Raw genomic sequence first — 14,203 nt, 5'->3', positions numbered from 1 at the left:
ACAACGACCAGCTTTGCCCTGGGAATTTTATCGTCACAGGTAATCGCATTGAGATTATAAAAAATTTGTACTGTCATGTTTCCTCACGCAAAATTGAAAATAAAAGAGGTCGATGATACAGATGAAAGCAAGGCAGAGAAACATGATTGGATACCCCGTGATAGGAATAATCAAACCCATGACTGCCGGGCCTAAAGCCATACCGATGTCGTAGGATGCGTTAAACGTTGCCACTGCGGGCCCGTCAGAAGCACCTGAGTATTCAAAGGCGTGCAGCATGGATGCCGGCATAAAAAAAGCCATACCTGTTCCGTATATCAATCCGACCAAAATAAACATGGGAAGATTTTTTGATACGGAAAGCAATATCAATGCCGCCATCATAATTAGAATGAGAACCTCAATCATCGTTTCCTTGTTGTATATATCAAGAATCTTCCCGCCAAATGCCCGGCTCATAATTGTCACCAACGCGCAAGCAGAAAAAAAGAGACCGGGATTTGACACACCGCACATAAGTGCATAAAGCGGGAAAAAAGCGGAGACCGCTCCATAAATAAACATCTGAATCATCGCTGAAATGGCGGGAACAACGATCCGCCATTCAATCAGATGAACAAAATAAGAATTGAAGTTCTGTTCAGAAGTATCCATTTTTTTTCGATTCTTTATCATACAGGCCAGTAAAAATGAACAGAGGCACAGACAGGCAAAAGTCACAAAAAAAACAATGAAGTTGTATCGATTGGCAAGAGAAATTCCAGACGGTGCAGATATTCCCATGGCCAGATAGGTCGACAATGTAAAATAAGCCAGTCCCTGACCCTGATGAGAAGGTGATACGGTTTTCATTGCATAGGTAAAGGCTGCCGTATGAACGGCGGCAAAGGCGATTCCCTGAACAATTCGCACAATGAAAAGTGGCCAGAAGTGACGGAAAACGATCAACAAAAGTAGAGAACCCGCAAAGAGGGTGATGCCTGTCAGCATGACCTTTTTTTCTGAATATACAGTCAGGATGGCTCCGACAAAAAAACGGGAGACAAGCGCGGCAATCCCCAAGATACCCACAAGCAGGCCCACTTCGTTTTCATTGGAACCCAATTTGTTAAAATAGACAGGCAAGGTCGGGATCATCGCCATATAAGCCGTTTGAAAAAGAAAAAACGCAACAAACACAAGAACGAAATCATGAGTGAACAATTTATCGGCAGCTGCCTGAGATAGACTTTCTTCATTACGCATTTTATTTCTTTGCATCCAACATAGGATCAGGTCCGTGTAAAAAATTATCACAAAAGAGGCGGACTGTCATGGACAAAGCCGGAGTCTTGAATACTGTACCGTGTCTTGGCAATAACAACAAGAGGTTAAATACTGTACGGTTATAACTATTTAAAATAAATAAAAATTGAAATATATTAAAAAAAAATAAAAATTTCAATTAAAATAAATATTTAAATATAAAAAATAAACCATTTGACATCCAAAATATTTTAATATATTAAAAAAATACTAATCGATTGGTATTTTTTTACAAGCATTAAATCATTTGTTACGGATCCGTCAGACAGCTGCGCCGGCATGTTTCCGGAAAGAAGAGGCAACCTGCTGCGCACTTACTCAAACATGGTACTAAGGCCGTTTCACAAAAGGAGGAAGAAGGATGAAAAAGAAGAGTGTGCAAAGGATGAAAAAAACTGGCGGAGCGTTTCTGATTTTATTGATTTTGCTCTGCACAACACCATCGGCAATAATGGCCAACCATCAAAACCCGACCCTCAACTGGGGAAGCACCGATTTTCTGGATGCGCTGAATCCTGGATATGGATGGATTTTTAATCCCAAAACACTGATGTATAGCGGCGAATTCAAGGACGGAAACGGGCAGAGTCTGCCGGGAGACAACGAGCTGGATCTGGTTGCATTCATCCCTCAACTCATTTATATCCCGAAACTTCCATTGCCCTATAACCTTAAATTCGGGGTACAGGCATTGATGCCGATCGTTTCCCTCAATGTCAATTCCGATATCGGTCTTAATTCAGACAGCAATTTGATAGGCGATTTGTGTGCAGGTCCTTTTATCGGCAGTTCGATTCCCCTGGCAAAAGATTGGGCCTTTCACTGGTTTGCCGAATTCGACGTATACGCACCGACCGGTTCTTACGATCAAAACGCTGCAATTAATCCTGGCGCAAATTTCTGGACATTCGAACCTTTTATTGCGATGACACTCCAGATGCCGCATGGGTTTGAATTCAGTACCCGGCAGCATTATACCTGGAATTCCAAAAACAAGGATTATATGAATCCGGCGATTACAGGTGATTTCAATGAACATGATCTCGAACCAGGCGATCTCTGGCATTTTAACTGGTCGTTCTCAAAATCACTCGATTTCATAGACCCCAGACTTCGATTGGGTGTTGTCGGCTATTATGGAAAGCAGCTCACAAACGATCAAATAGATGGAGTTGACATCCCGAATTCCAAAGAAAAGGTCTTTGCCATCGGCCCCGGGATCGGGTATGTACATACCCCGGAAGGTGCGAAAAAACCACCCGTTATCTTTTCTTTAAAAGCTTACTGGGAAAGTGGCGTTGAAAACCGCACAGAAGGAAGAGGGGTTTTCTTTCGTACCATTATTCCTTTTTGAAACGCATGAAAAACGCCTAAGACACTCACCCTTCTGGAAAAATAAACAGAGGCTCTGAATACAATTTTTAAAAATTAAGGAGAAGTGAACGTATGAATGGAAAATCAAATACAGGGGAAGCTGTCAAAGCCGGAATTACCAGTGCCATTATCTGCTTTGTTTTAAGCTTTTTAGCCAACTATTTTGTTGTGCCTTTCCCGGAATCCGTGATGGCAAATGGCATCAACAACGGGATCAGCGGACTTATCAGCGGATTTCTATCCGGCTTTATGAGCCTGTTCATGTATCTGAAAACAAAATCATAATTTAATTCAAGGTGTTTTGACGTCCGAGACCGGGATTCAGACTGCCCGGACCATCAGTACAGATTAAAAAACAAATTGGTGGATCACGTTTTATGATCCGCCAATTTGTATCAATTATACGGCACCAGCGCTGCTTTTCTGAGAGCTGCAAGATCTTTGGCACCCACCAGAAGCATCACTCTTCTCAATTCCTCCCCCACTACCGAAAGACAATCGACCGACTGACTGGCCGCCCGAAGCAAAGGCAAGGCGAATCCCACCAGCGAAGCGCCCATGACAATAGCCTTGGCACATTCTATCTCGGTGCGCAGGCCGCCGGAGGCGATTAGAGGGATACCACCGGTAACACTTCGGCACTGCTGTAAAGAGTCTGCCGTCAGTATGCTCCACTCTTCCAATCTCTGTAATCGGGATTGGCCCTGATCGGCCCTTCGGCATAATTCCACTTTGGTGAAAGAAATCCCTCCTGCTCCAGCCACATCAATGCATGCCACACATGTTGATGCCAGATGATGGGCAGATTCACCGTCGATTCCGCAACCGGTTTCCTTAACCATGACCGGAAAACGAGATTGCGAACAGATCCGAAGAAGATTTCCCTAAAAATGTGGTTGAAATATCAATGTCAGCCAGATTGAGCTCCCGAAGCGCCTTATGCCTGTCTCATGGCCGTTGTAAAAATGCAGCCAGAGCATCGGTGTGAAACTGTATAGATATTCTTCCGTGAATTTTCTTCAAAAAAAGACATTTTAAATCCATATTCTTCCATTTTCTTGGCTTCAGCCAAATATTTTTCTTTCCATAAAAGTTGTATTCATCAATAGTTACCTTAACCTGGAGGTGACTGTGGATGAATCGAATTAAAAAGAGAAAGTGCCGTCATTGCAGACGGTTGTTTGTGCCTGATCCCCGGAATCAGAACCGGCAGCACTATTGTTCAAGGCTTTTGTGCAGAAAAGCCAGCAAAACGGCCAGCCAGAAAAGATGGCTGAATAAACCGGAAAACAGGGATTACTATAAAGGCCCTGAAAACGTGGAACGGGTCCGGGCATGGAGAAAGAAAAATCCCGGGTACTGGAAGTGTGCCGTATCCCAAACAGCGTTACAAGATTCCTTAATCACGCAACCAGTTGAAAACAAAGAATATAATGATCAAATTAATGCGGATGCGTTACAAGATCTCTTATTGTCACAACCACCTGTTATCATAGGATTAATCTCCAATTTCATCGGATCACCGTTACAAGATGACATCGCCGACACCCTTCTTGCCATGCAACAATCCGGGCAGGACATTTTATGTCTGAAACCCCGAAAAAAAGGAGGAGCACGTGATTGTCAAATCCCCGATTTTAAAACAGCGTATCCGCAAGGTGCCCAAAAGCTTCAGCTGGGTCGATCACCGGCTGGTCAGGGACCGGCATATTGAAAATCTGAACCACAGCCAGGCGGCTTTATACCTGTTCCTGGTATGTGTGGCCGATGACAAGGGGTTAAGCTATTACGGCGACCCGGCTCTCATGAAAAATCTGAGCATGGATCAGGCCACCCTGGATCAGGCAAGGTCCGGCCTGATCAGAAAAAGCCTGATTGCATGGCAGAAACCGGTTTATCAGGTATTGTCCCTTGAACCGAGATGCCGAGACAACCGTTCAAGGTCAATGATGAGCCTGAAAGACATCCTGGGAGGTGCAAATGATTGATTATGAAACCTATGTCCGGATCAGGACCTTATTTACCCGGGATGGACTCAATTACAGTCAGATTGCCGAGGAACTTGCGCTGGATCACCGGACAGTTGCCCGGTGGGCCAATGAAAAACAGTATCTGCCCAGACGATCGGCCAGAAAAGCCAGCAAACTGGACCCTTTTAAAAACGATATCGTACGGATGCTTGAAAAGCATTCTTATACTGGAAGACAGGTGTTCCAGCGCATACAGGAGAATGGTTTTGACGGCGGCATCACCATTGTGAACGATTATGTGCGTAAAATCCGGCCGCCCCGGGTAACGCCGTATCTAAAACTGGTGTTTGCTCCCGGCGAGTGCGCCCAGGTGGACTGGGGCAGCTTTGGCAATGTGCGGGTGGGGTCCACCAGCAGAAGGTTGAGTTTTTTTGTCATGGTGTTGTGCCACAGCCGCATGATGTATGTGGAATTCACCGTGTCCCAGACCATGGAGCACTTTTTGGGATGCCATCAGAATGCCTTTCATTTTTTTGGCTGTGTGCCTCAGAAGATCATGGTGGACAATCTCAAATCAGCGGTACTGAAAAGAGGCATCGGCAAGGAACCGGTCTTCAATCCCCGGTATATGGACTTTGCCAACCATTACGGGTTTAAAATTGTTCCCTGTAATGTGGGAAAAGGCAATGAAAAAGGCATTGTTGAAAATGCCGTCGGATATGTCAAAAAGAACCTGCTCAATGGTTTGGATATCTCTGATTTTAAAATCATGAAACCGCTTGTTCGGCACTGGCTTGATACGGTGGCCAATGTCCGGAACCACGGAGAAACCGGCCAAAGACCTGTGGATATGTTCACAGAAGAAAAAGTAAGTCTTCAACCGCTGCCGGTGGAACCGTATGATATTGGTACGGTCAGTCAGGCCCGGGCGAACCGTCAGTTCAGGGTGACCATCGATACCAATCGATACAGTGTGCCGGCCCAGCTGGCCGGAGTCAGGCTGACAGTAAAACTGTATCCCGACCGGTTGTGTTTTTACCACGACAACAAGCTGGTGGCCCGGCATGTCAGGAGCTATGACCGCCGCTGCGATTATGAACATCCGGATCATCCCAAGGTGCTTCTGGCTCAACGGAGAAAAGCCAGGGATCAGAAGATATTCATGCGTTTCTTAAGTCTGTCTGACAAATCTCAGGAGTACTACCGGCAGATGGAACAGCGCCGGATGAATCCGTTCCACCATATCCGCCAGATCGTTGCCCTGTCCGAAATTTACTCTTCAGAACAGGTAAAACGGGCTATCGATGATGCCCTTCATTTTAAAGCCTTTTCCTGCGATTATATCGCCAACCTTCTGGAGCAGCGGTCCCGGCAGGTGGAAGAACCGGGTGCGCTTCACCTGACCCGGAACAGCGACCTTCTGGATTTAACCATCCAGCAACCGGATCTGTCCATTTACGATTTAGGGGGTGACAAATGAAAGATATCACTGATTTTCTGTCATATCTGAAACTGCCCTTTATCCGTGAAAACTATGAAGTCATGGGAAAAACGGCAGCCCGCAACCAGTGGGACCATATTCAATACTTATCGGAACTGGTGGAACAGGAGTCCAACCTGCGCCGGGACCGGTCTATCCAGCGTCGGATCAAACAGGCACGGTTCCCGGTCATCAAAACCATGGATCAGTTTGACTGGTCCTGGCCGAAAAAGATCAACCAGGCCCAGGTAAAGAATCTGTTCCGCCTCAAGTGTATCGAGGAAAAAAGCAACATCGTCCTTATCGGTTCCGTGGGCGTGGGAAAAAGCCATATTGCCACCGCTCTTGGTTATCAGGCCTGCCTGAAAAATCATACGGTCCTGTTTGCCTCAGCTATTGATGCGGTGAACAATCTGATCGCCGCCCAGCATACGGGGCGTTTGAAACAGGAGCTGAAAACGTATCTCAAGCCTTCTTTGCTGATCATGGACGAACTGGGGTACTTGCCCATTGATAAAAACGGTGCCGATCTGTTGTTCCAGATCATCAGTGAAAGATATGAACGGGGAGCCATTGTGATCACCACAAACCGGGTGTTCAAGGAGTGGCCGGAAATCTTCAACAATGACAGTACGCTGACCTCCGCTTTACTGGATCGCCTTCTACACCATACAGAAGCGGTTGTAATCGAGGGTGACAGCTATAGAATGAGGAAAACAGCGAAAGAATAAACGGGAAAGGGTCGGCCAGCAATTCTGCCTGGCCGGCCTATTTTTACTATACATTTTCAAACCGGTCATCTGATGACATTTTCACACCGGCGCTGACAGCCTGAGTTCGAACCGCTCGAATCCGTTTTTTTGCAAGATGTTAAATCTTTATACAGACAAAGATTGATGTGATCATCTTTACGTTGTGAAATCTGATCGCCTCTTGGGTCATCTTTCTGAGACAAGATTACGTTATCACCCATTCTTCCTCTTGAAGAAAGAAGCTTCTTTTCCTGGAATCCAACAGTTAAACCACCGACGTTTCTTCGCTTCCCCAGCGACGAAACAAATTGTGCTCAAGATGAAACATGTCCAGCACTTTGCCTACCAGGTGATTGACAATGTCATCAATTGTCTTTGGCTGACAATAGAATGCCGGAACCGGCGGAAGGATCGTGGCTCCCAGATCGGCAGCCGCCATCATCAGCCTCAGATGCCCCTTGTGAAAAGGAGTTTCTCTGGGGACAATGACCAGTTTACGCCTCTCTTTGAGAGTGACATCAGCAGCACGAACCATCAAATTATCATTATAGGAATTGGCGATACCGGACAGTGTTTTGATAGCGCAGGGAATCACCACCATCCCTTCGTTAAGAAAAGATCCACTGGCGATATTTGCACCGATATCTTTGTTTCCACTACAGGTGTTTGCAAGACTTCTCACCTTTTCCACAGACCATGCTGTTTCGATTTCAATGGTTTTTTGTGCTGCTTCTGAAATCACCAGGTGCGTTTCAATATCCATTTCAGAAAGAACCTCCAGAAGCCGAATCCCATAAATTGCGCCGGAAGCACCGGACATACCCACAATTATTCTTTTCATACACATTCTCCGCCCATTTTCTAATTTAGGTTTTTATACCTCATATTGCCCCTGAACTATTTATCGGATTCATGGCGAGGTGCTCTATCGGTCATCCAGCTGGCTTGTTTATGGATTACAATAAAAATTAACAGCCTGAATGTCAAGAATAAAATACCAATCGATCAGTATTAAATTGCAATATACACCTGTTGGCTTAGAACATACTTTCAACAGGGTCCGGTCATATTGAATTTTACTCAAACCTACTTAAAGACACCTTATCATAGGAAAACTTAGATTGAGAGGAGGTGACACCAACGGATGAAAAACAGAAAATATTTCAAATGTCCAAAAAAATTCTTGACACCAAACTTTCAATCATGATAACGATTCAATACTAACCGTTTAGTATTGATGAGGCGATTCGATTGAGAAACAAAAGCGATCTTGAAGAAAAAATACTTGAAACAGCACTGAAGCTGTTTGTCAGAAAAGGATATCATGGCACTTCCATCAATGACATCATGGCACAGATAGGAATGACAAAGGGTGCGTTTTACAGTCATTTTGAAAGCAAGGGCGTTTTATTTCTGATGCTGATACAAGTATTTAAAGTACATTTTTTTGATAATATGGTGGCAGATATCGATGCGTTAAGAGGAAATGCCCTGGAAAAAATAAATCGCATTTTCAATTTTCTTGTAAAATTCGGCACAGAAAATAAAGATCTTTGTGTATTTTTGACGTTTCAATCTCCTGAATTGAATACGGATATCGACTTTGAGCCTGAATTGAGACGTATTTATCAGAACTATCAAAAGTTCATCAGCCTATTGATAAAACAGGGAATCACAGAAGGGATCTTTAAAAAAGAGCTGCATCCGGATTTGACCGCCCTGACATTTATGGCGCTCAATGATGGGGTATTCAATCATTGGTGGCGCTTGGACAGCAGTCAATATATCGATGCCGAGGCATATATCCGTACATTTAACCATATCTTTGTCAGTGGTATTTGTTCACCCGCTTCCTTTAAAAAAGAGTGTGAATCAGGTAACGCGCATTTGTGCGCAGATTTTAATATAGAAAAATCATAAACCGAAAGGAATTAAAAATGGCGATCCTTGATTTAAACGAATGGATTGAGCAGCTTGAAAAAGAAGGGGAAGTAGCCAGGATTAAGGAAAAGGTGGACTGGAATCTGGAATTGGGTGGCATCACCCAGGAAACTTTCGACAGAAAAGGGCCGGCCCTGTTGTTCGAAAATATAAAGGACCATGAAAATACGGTATGCCGTAAATTTTTCACCGGGGCCCTGGCCAGTTTTTCCAGAATCGCCTTGATGCTGGGACTCCCCAAGGATACTCCCTACAGAGAACTGATCGATGTATGGCGGGAACGATCCAAGCGGCGTATCAAACCAAAGGTTGTGAAAACAGGACCGGTGAAAGAAAATATCATCAAGGAAGCGGATGTGGACATGTTTCAGTTCCCTGCCCCCTTCTGGCACGAACTGGATGGCCATCGCTACATCGGGACGTTTGACGGGGTGGTCACCAAAGACCGCGATTCAGACTGGATCAATGTGGGGCTGTATCGACGGGCGATCCATAACGAGAAACAGCTGGGTATCACCTTCACCGTCGGGCAGCACGCATGGCTTCACTGGCGCAGTTACAGCAAAAAAGGTGAAAATGTCCCCATAGCGGTGGCGGTCGGATGGAACCCCATTTTGCCGGCGGTATCCTGTTCCCATCAGGGGATCGGCACATGTGAATATGATGTCATGGGCGGTATCATGGGCGAACCGGTGGAACTGGTGAAGTGCGAAACCAATGACCTGCTGGTGCCGGCCTCCGCACAAATCGTGTATGAAGGATATCTTGACACCAACAAGGACAGTTTCATGCTGGAGGGTCCCTTCGGCGAATATACCGGCTACTATTGCAGCGTTCCCCACACACGTCCGGTCTTTAATGTGACATGCATCACTCATCGGAATGATCCGATTCTCCAGGGAACCCTGGAAGGGGTGCCCATCAATGAAGATCACCACATTGAGGCCATTGGTCACTCCGCTTCCATCCGGGATCTTCTGGATGAAAGAATGCGGGGCGTCACGGCGGTCAACGTGGACCCGAGCACGGCATGGTCCAACGTGTTTGTCCAGATCGACAACAGTTATATCGGCCAGGTCCATCAGGTTGCAGCCAATATCTGGAGTTCCATGACTTCGGTAATGTGCGGAAAAAATATTTTTGTGTTCGATCAGGACGTGGATATTTTTGATCTGAACAAAGTGATGTGGGCCATCGGGTACCGGCTCAATCCGGACAGAGACATCATCAAATTCCCCGGGTGGATATCCCCTCTGGATCCATCCATACATCCGAAAGACCGGGTCCACGAAGCGGTGAAAAAAGGGAACCGTCTGCTCTTTGACTGTACCAAACCGTTGGATTGGCCACGGACGGACGAATGGTTCGGTGAAAGGTTTGCACCGTTGGCCTACCCGGATGATGCAACCATGAAAAAAGTCCGGGAAAACTGGAGCAAATACGGCATAAACGCATAAAAAGCCAAGGTAACAAAACCATGTCAAAAGCAAAACCAATCAAATCCATCGGCATTGTCGGCTCGGGAGTGATGGGCAGAGGTATCGCTCAGGTCAGTTACACGGCCGGATATCAGGTCATCCTGGTGGATAAGGAACAGGAAATTGTTGACAGCAGTATCAAACGAATTGAGAATAGTCTTCTTAAGTTATCCCAGAAAGGCCGGTTGGATCAAAAACTGGCTGACGAGGCCGCATCAAAAATAGTCGGCACCACAGAACTCTCTTCCCTGTCTCAATGCGACCTGGTCATTGAAGCGGTGTTTGAAAACGAGGAAATCAAAAAAACGATTCTCAAGGAACTGGATCAGGTTTGCAGTCAGCAGACGATCCTCGCCAGCAACACATCCTCTTTGTCCATATCCAAATTGGGCTCCGGACTATCGAGGATGGAGAATATCGTCGGCATGCATTTTTTCAATCCGGTACCGATCATGAATCTGGTGGAGATCGTCAAAACGGTAAAGACATCCACCCAGGCACTGGAAAGTGTTGTGGAATTCGTGAAATCCATCCAAAAAAAACCGGTGGTCGTTCGGGATCAGGCAGGGTTTGTGGTCAACTACATCCTGACCCCTTTTCTGTTTGATGCTGTCAAGGCCCTTTCTCAAGGGTTGTGTACCGTTGAAGAGATCGACAATGCCTTTCGCTTTGGCTGTGGACACCCCATGGGACCACTGGCTTTATGCGATATGATTGGCCTGGATATTCTGGTTACAGCCGGTAATAAAATGTTTGAAGAATATCATGATCAGAAATATGCGCCGCCACCCCTTTTGAAACGGCTGGTGGATGTCGGAGATTTCGGCATCAAATCCGGGCGGGGCTTTTATCAATACACCGGGATGGAAAAAAAAGAACCCAGACAATTTTGTTGACCCCTGAGGGGTTGAATGAAGATTAAAAAACCATCTTCATTACCGAAAGGGACGGAACCGCTGCTGGAAATATCCGGCAGCGGTTCCAACACCCTCTTTCGGGTACGGTGATCGCAAAAAGCAATAAAAATTGGGATGTTAGTCATCAATGTCAAAAAAATAAGGAGAAAACCGGCATGGAAGAGAAATCTTCAGGCAAAGATATCTATGTAGGCGACGGGTTGTTTGTACCTCCCCAATCACCGTCGCAAGAGCCGCACCTCATTGGCAGCAAATGCAACAACTGCGGTGAAGTCACGTTCCCGAAACAGCCCTGGTGTGCCAACTGCGGCGGTGACGCGGAAGAGCTGCTCTTAAGTTCAAGGGGAAAATTATATTCCTTCAGCAACGTCAACAATCCGGTTCCGGAAGGGTACAAAGGGCCGATTCCATATGGGGTGGGTGTGGTGGAAGTCGATGGGGTGAGGGTGATGTCGTATATCACCGAACATGATCCCGGCAAGCTGAAAATCGGGATGGACATGAAATTGGTGATTGAACCTCTGTTCGTGGATGACGAGGGCAACAATGTAATTGGTTTCAAGTGGAGGGGGCTGTCATGAGAGATGTAATGGTTCTGGGAGTCGGAGTTCACCCTTTTGGCCGGTTCGAGGGCAAGAGTTATGAGGACCTGGGACAGGAGGCGGTGAAGGCGGCGTTAAAAGATGCGGGGGATATCCCATGGACAAAGGTACAGTCAGCCTTCTGCGGTACCATGCACGGCGGAACAGGGGCCGGGCACCGGGTACTGGCACGAGTGGGCATGACGGGAATACCCATTGTCAATGTGGAAACCGGATGCGCATCTGGCAGTACGGCCTTCACACTGGCTTATCAGCAGGTTGCGGCCGGCGTTTGTGATGTCGCCATTGCCATCGGGGTTGAAAAAATGCCCCGGGGATTCATGCGGATGACTTCCTATCCGCAGTGGCAGACCCTGAGCGGCCTGGCCATCAATCCCCTTGAATTCTCGTTGAGAGCCAGCCGGCATATTGCCGAATTCGGGACCACGGAAGAACAGCTCGCCAAGGTATCTGTCAAAAGTCATAAAAACGGAGCCTTGAACCCCTATGCCATGTATCAGAAAGAGATGTCGCTGGAGGAGATCCTGAATTCAAAAATGGTCTGCTATCCGTTGAGGCTGCTGGAATTTGCCGCTCCGGGGGAAGGGGCCGGGGCCGCCATTCTGTGCACTCAAGAAGTGGCCCGTCAGTACAATTCCGGCAGGGCTGTCAAGGTGGCTGCGTCCTGCATTGGGGTCGCACAATACGGGACATCCAGATGCGGCGGCGGTATCGGCGGCATGGGCCAAAGTGCAGTAATCCATAATGAAGAAGTGGCAACCAAATTATCACGACAGGCGTATGAGTCTGCGGGTATTGGTCCCAAAGATCTGGATCTGGTGGAGCTTCAGGATACGGACTCAAGTTCTGAGATTATCCTGTACGAGCAGTTCGGATTGTGTGAGATCGGTGAAGGCGGCCGCCTCATCGACGAAGGCAGGACCGAACTGGGAGGTGATATTCCTGTTAATCCAAGCGGTGGCCTGCTCTCCTGTTCAGAACCCACCGGTGCCTCGGCCATGCGCCAGATCGCTGAATTGACATGGCATCTCAGAGGAGAGGCCGGAAAACGTCAGATTGCCGGGGCAAAGATCGGAATGGCTCAGGCTTCGGGAGCCGGCGGCAATTGCAGCATCGTTATCTTGAAAAAATGATCAGCGTGCGTCCTGATGCATGAATTTGAATCCGTGCACAGACAATAGAGGAGAGAACTATGGATTTCAGGTTTACACCGGAAGAAGAAGCATATCAGAAGGAAGTGCGGGAATTTCTGGACATGAAATGCACCCAGGAAGTTGTTCACGAACATGAATCCGGTCAGGGACTGGGTCCAGCTTCACGAGCGCTGCTCCGCAAGATGGGAGAGCAGAACCTGCTTGCCCCGGCCTGGCCGAAAAAGTACGGCGGACGCGGATTGTCCCCGGTAACCAGATTTATTCTCAGTGAAGAACTGGCTTATCATCACGGGCCTTATCCCTTGAGCTGTATCGAAGTGGCCGGGCCCGGAATCCGGCATTATGGCACAGAAGAACAGAAAAAAGAGTTTATCGGCCGGATTGCCAACGGTGAACTGGAGTTCGCGACCGGGTATACGGAGCCGGACTCCGGTTCCGATGTGGCGTCATTGCAGCTGCAGGCTTTGGAAGCTGTAGAAACAGATAATAAATTCATCGTTAACGGACAAAAGGTATTCAATACTCATGCGCATTATGCGGATTATATGTGGCTGGCCACAAGAACGGACACAACAGTTTCCAAACACAAAGGGATTTCCGTATTTATTCTGGACATGGAAACCCCGGGCATCGAAATACGTCCCATGTATACCTTTGCCGGAGTGAGAACCAATGAAGTGTTCTTCAACAATGTGGAAATCCCCAAAACCCGTCTGGTAGGGGAAAAGAACAGAGGGTGGGAATACATTGTCGGGGCGCTCAACTACGAGCGGGGCGGTACAGTCGGGGACTTGCAGGCCGGTTATGATGAACTGGTGGACTACGTCAAAAAGGCCAAAAGCGACGGCCAGCTTTTTTGTGACGAGGCGTGGCTGGACGAAGAACTGGTAAAGCTGGCCACGGAACTGAGAATCGGGCGGTGGCTCATATACCGGGTGGCTTACCTGCAGGACAAACAGCTGCCGATTACTTACGAAGCCTCTCTTGGAAAACTCTATGCATCCCAGATCAGGCTGCACCTGTTTGACGTCGTGATGCAGAGCATCGGACCATACGGTCAGCTGCGTGACTGGTCCAAATATACGGATCTGGATCAGACCATGCTGCCTCGATATCTGGACAGTCCGCGCTGGAGCATCGTTGCCGGAACATCGGAGATTCAAAGGAATATCATGGCGATTCGAGGGCTGAAGCTGCCTGCAAAATGATCTAAGGGGTGAGGAGATTTTT

Annotated in this window: 14 protein-coding genes; 11 read left to right on the top strand and 3 right to left on the bottom strand. The window is 47.2% G+C overall.

Annotated elements, in window-relative coordinates; all coding sequences use genetic code 11:
- Window positions 1–54 precede the first annotated feature (54 nt).
- Window positions 55–1,245 carry an MFS transporter gene (locus tag K365_RS0105160; protein ID WP_024333786.1) on the bottom strand — a complete coding sequence of 397 codons (1,191 nt, stop codon included), beginning with the start codon at window positions 1,243–1,245 and terminating at the stop codon, window positions 55–57.
- Between the two features lie 421 nt (window positions 1,246–1,666).
- Between K365_RS0105160 and K365_RS0105155 the strand changes: the two genes are divergently transcribed.
- A complete protein-coding gene (locus K365_RS0105155) occupies window positions 1,667–2,659 on the top strand; it encodes a SphA family protein (RefSeq protein ID WP_024333785.1) in 993 nt (330 codons plus the stop codon).
- Between the two features lie 92 nt (window positions 2,660–2,751).
- Window positions 2,752–2,964 carry a hypothetical protein gene (locus tag K365_RS0105150; RefSeq protein ID WP_024333784.1) on the top strand — a complete coding sequence of 71 codons (213 nt, stop codon included), beginning with the start codon at window positions 2,752–2,754 and terminating at the stop codon, window positions 2,962–2,964.
- Window positions 2,965–3,074: 110 nt separating this feature from the next.
- Here K365_RS0105150 and K365_RS0105145 read toward each other — a convergent pair whose 3' ends face one another.
- Complete coding sequence (locus K365_RS0105145) at window positions 3,075–3,548, bottom strand: alpha-hydroxy-acid oxidizing protein (RefSeq protein WP_281167810.1); 474 nt, start codon at window positions 3,546–3,548, stop codon at window positions 3,075–3,077.
- 747 nt (window positions 3,549–4,295) lie between these two features.
- Between K365_RS0105145 and K365_RS0105140 the strand changes: the two genes are divergently transcribed.
- Genes K365_RS0105140 through istB form a run of 3 tightly spaced genes read left to right on the top strand, consistent with a single transcriptional unit; the run spans window position 4,296 to window position 6,860 of the window.
- On the top strand, window positions 4,296–4,667 hold the full coding sequence (locus K365_RS0105140) for a hypothetical protein (protein ID WP_024333782.1): 372 nt from the start codon (window positions 4,296–4,298) through the stop codon (window positions 4,665–4,667).
- A complete protein-coding gene (gene istA, locus K365_RS0105135; protein ID WP_024333781.1) occupies window positions 4,660–6,129 on the top strand; it encodes an IS21 family transposase in 1,470 nt (489 codons plus the stop codon). The genes K365_RS0105140 and istA overlap by 8 nt, the downstream gene beginning before the upstream one ends.
- Complete coding sequence (istB, locus tag K365_RS0105130; protein ID WP_024333780.1) at window positions 6,126–6,860, top strand: IS21-like element helper ATPase IstB; 735 nt, start codon at window positions 6,126–6,128, stop codon at window positions 6,858–6,860. Before istA ends, istB begins: the two co-directional genes overlap by 4 nt.
- Before the next feature lie 286 nt (window positions 6,861–7,146).
- Here the strand turns inward: istB and K365_RS0105125 are convergent, their stop codons facing one another.
- Window positions 7,147–7,722, bottom strand: coding sequence for a UbiX family flavin prenyltransferase (locus K365_RS0105125; protein ID WP_024333779.1), 576 nt, complete (start codon window positions 7,720–7,722; stop codon window positions 7,147–7,149).
- A 410-nt stretch (window positions 7,723–8,132) separates the two neighbouring features.
- Between K365_RS0105125 and K365_RS0105120 the strand changes: the two genes are divergently transcribed.
- The 6 genes from K365_RS0105120 (at window position 8,133) to K365_RS0105095 (ending at window position 14,181) form a co-directional block, all read left to right on the top strand.
- Window positions 8,133–8,801 carry a TetR/AcrR family transcriptional regulator gene (locus K365_RS0105120; RefSeq protein ID WP_024333778.1) on the top strand — a complete coding sequence of 223 codons (669 nt, stop codon included), beginning with the start codon at window positions 8,133–8,135 and terminating at the stop codon, window positions 8,799–8,801.
- A gap of 17 nt (window positions 8,802–8,818) precedes the next feature.
- Window positions 8,819–10,279, top strand: a complete 1,461-nt coding sequence (locus K365_RS0105115) for a UbiD family decarboxylase (RefSeq protein ID WP_024333777.1) — start codon at window positions 8,819–8,821, stop codon at window positions 10,277–10,279.
- 20 nt (window positions 10,280–10,299) lie between these two features.
- Window positions 10,300–11,196 (top strand): 3-hydroxyacyl-CoA dehydrogenase family protein, encoded by an 897-nt coding sequence (locus K365_RS0105110; RefSeq protein WP_029724955.1) that lies wholly within the window; start codon window positions 10,300–10,302, stop codon window positions 11,194–11,196.
- A gap of 176 nt (window positions 11,197–11,372) precedes the next feature.
- Complete coding sequence (locus K365_RS0105105; protein WP_024333775.1) at window positions 11,373–11,798, top strand: Zn-ribbon domain-containing OB-fold protein; 426 nt, start codon at window positions 11,373–11,375, stop codon at window positions 11,796–11,798.
- Window positions 11,795–12,952, top strand: a complete 1,158-nt coding sequence (locus K365_RS0105100) for a thiolase family protein (RefSeq protein WP_024333774.1) — start codon at window positions 11,795–11,797, stop codon at window positions 12,950–12,952. The genes K365_RS0105105 and K365_RS0105100 overlap by 4 nt, the downstream gene beginning before the upstream one ends.
- 59 nt (window positions 12,953–13,011) lie before the next feature.
- Window positions 13,012–14,181 carry an acyl-CoA dehydrogenase family protein gene (locus tag K365_RS0105095; protein WP_024333773.1) on the top strand — a complete coding sequence of 390 codons (1,170 nt, stop codon included), beginning with the start codon at window positions 13,012–13,014 and terminating at the stop codon, window positions 14,179–14,181.
- Window positions 14,182–14,203: the final 22 nt, after the last annotated feature.

This window comes from Desulfotignum balticum DSM 7044 (assembly GCF_000421285.1).
Lineage (GTDB): Bacteria > Desulfobacterota > Desulfobacteria > Desulfobacterales > Desulfobacteraceae > Desulfotignum > Desulfotignum balticum.
The sequence above is the reverse complement of the archived record's forward strand: the minus strand, read 5'-3'. Positions and strand labels throughout refer to the sequence as shown.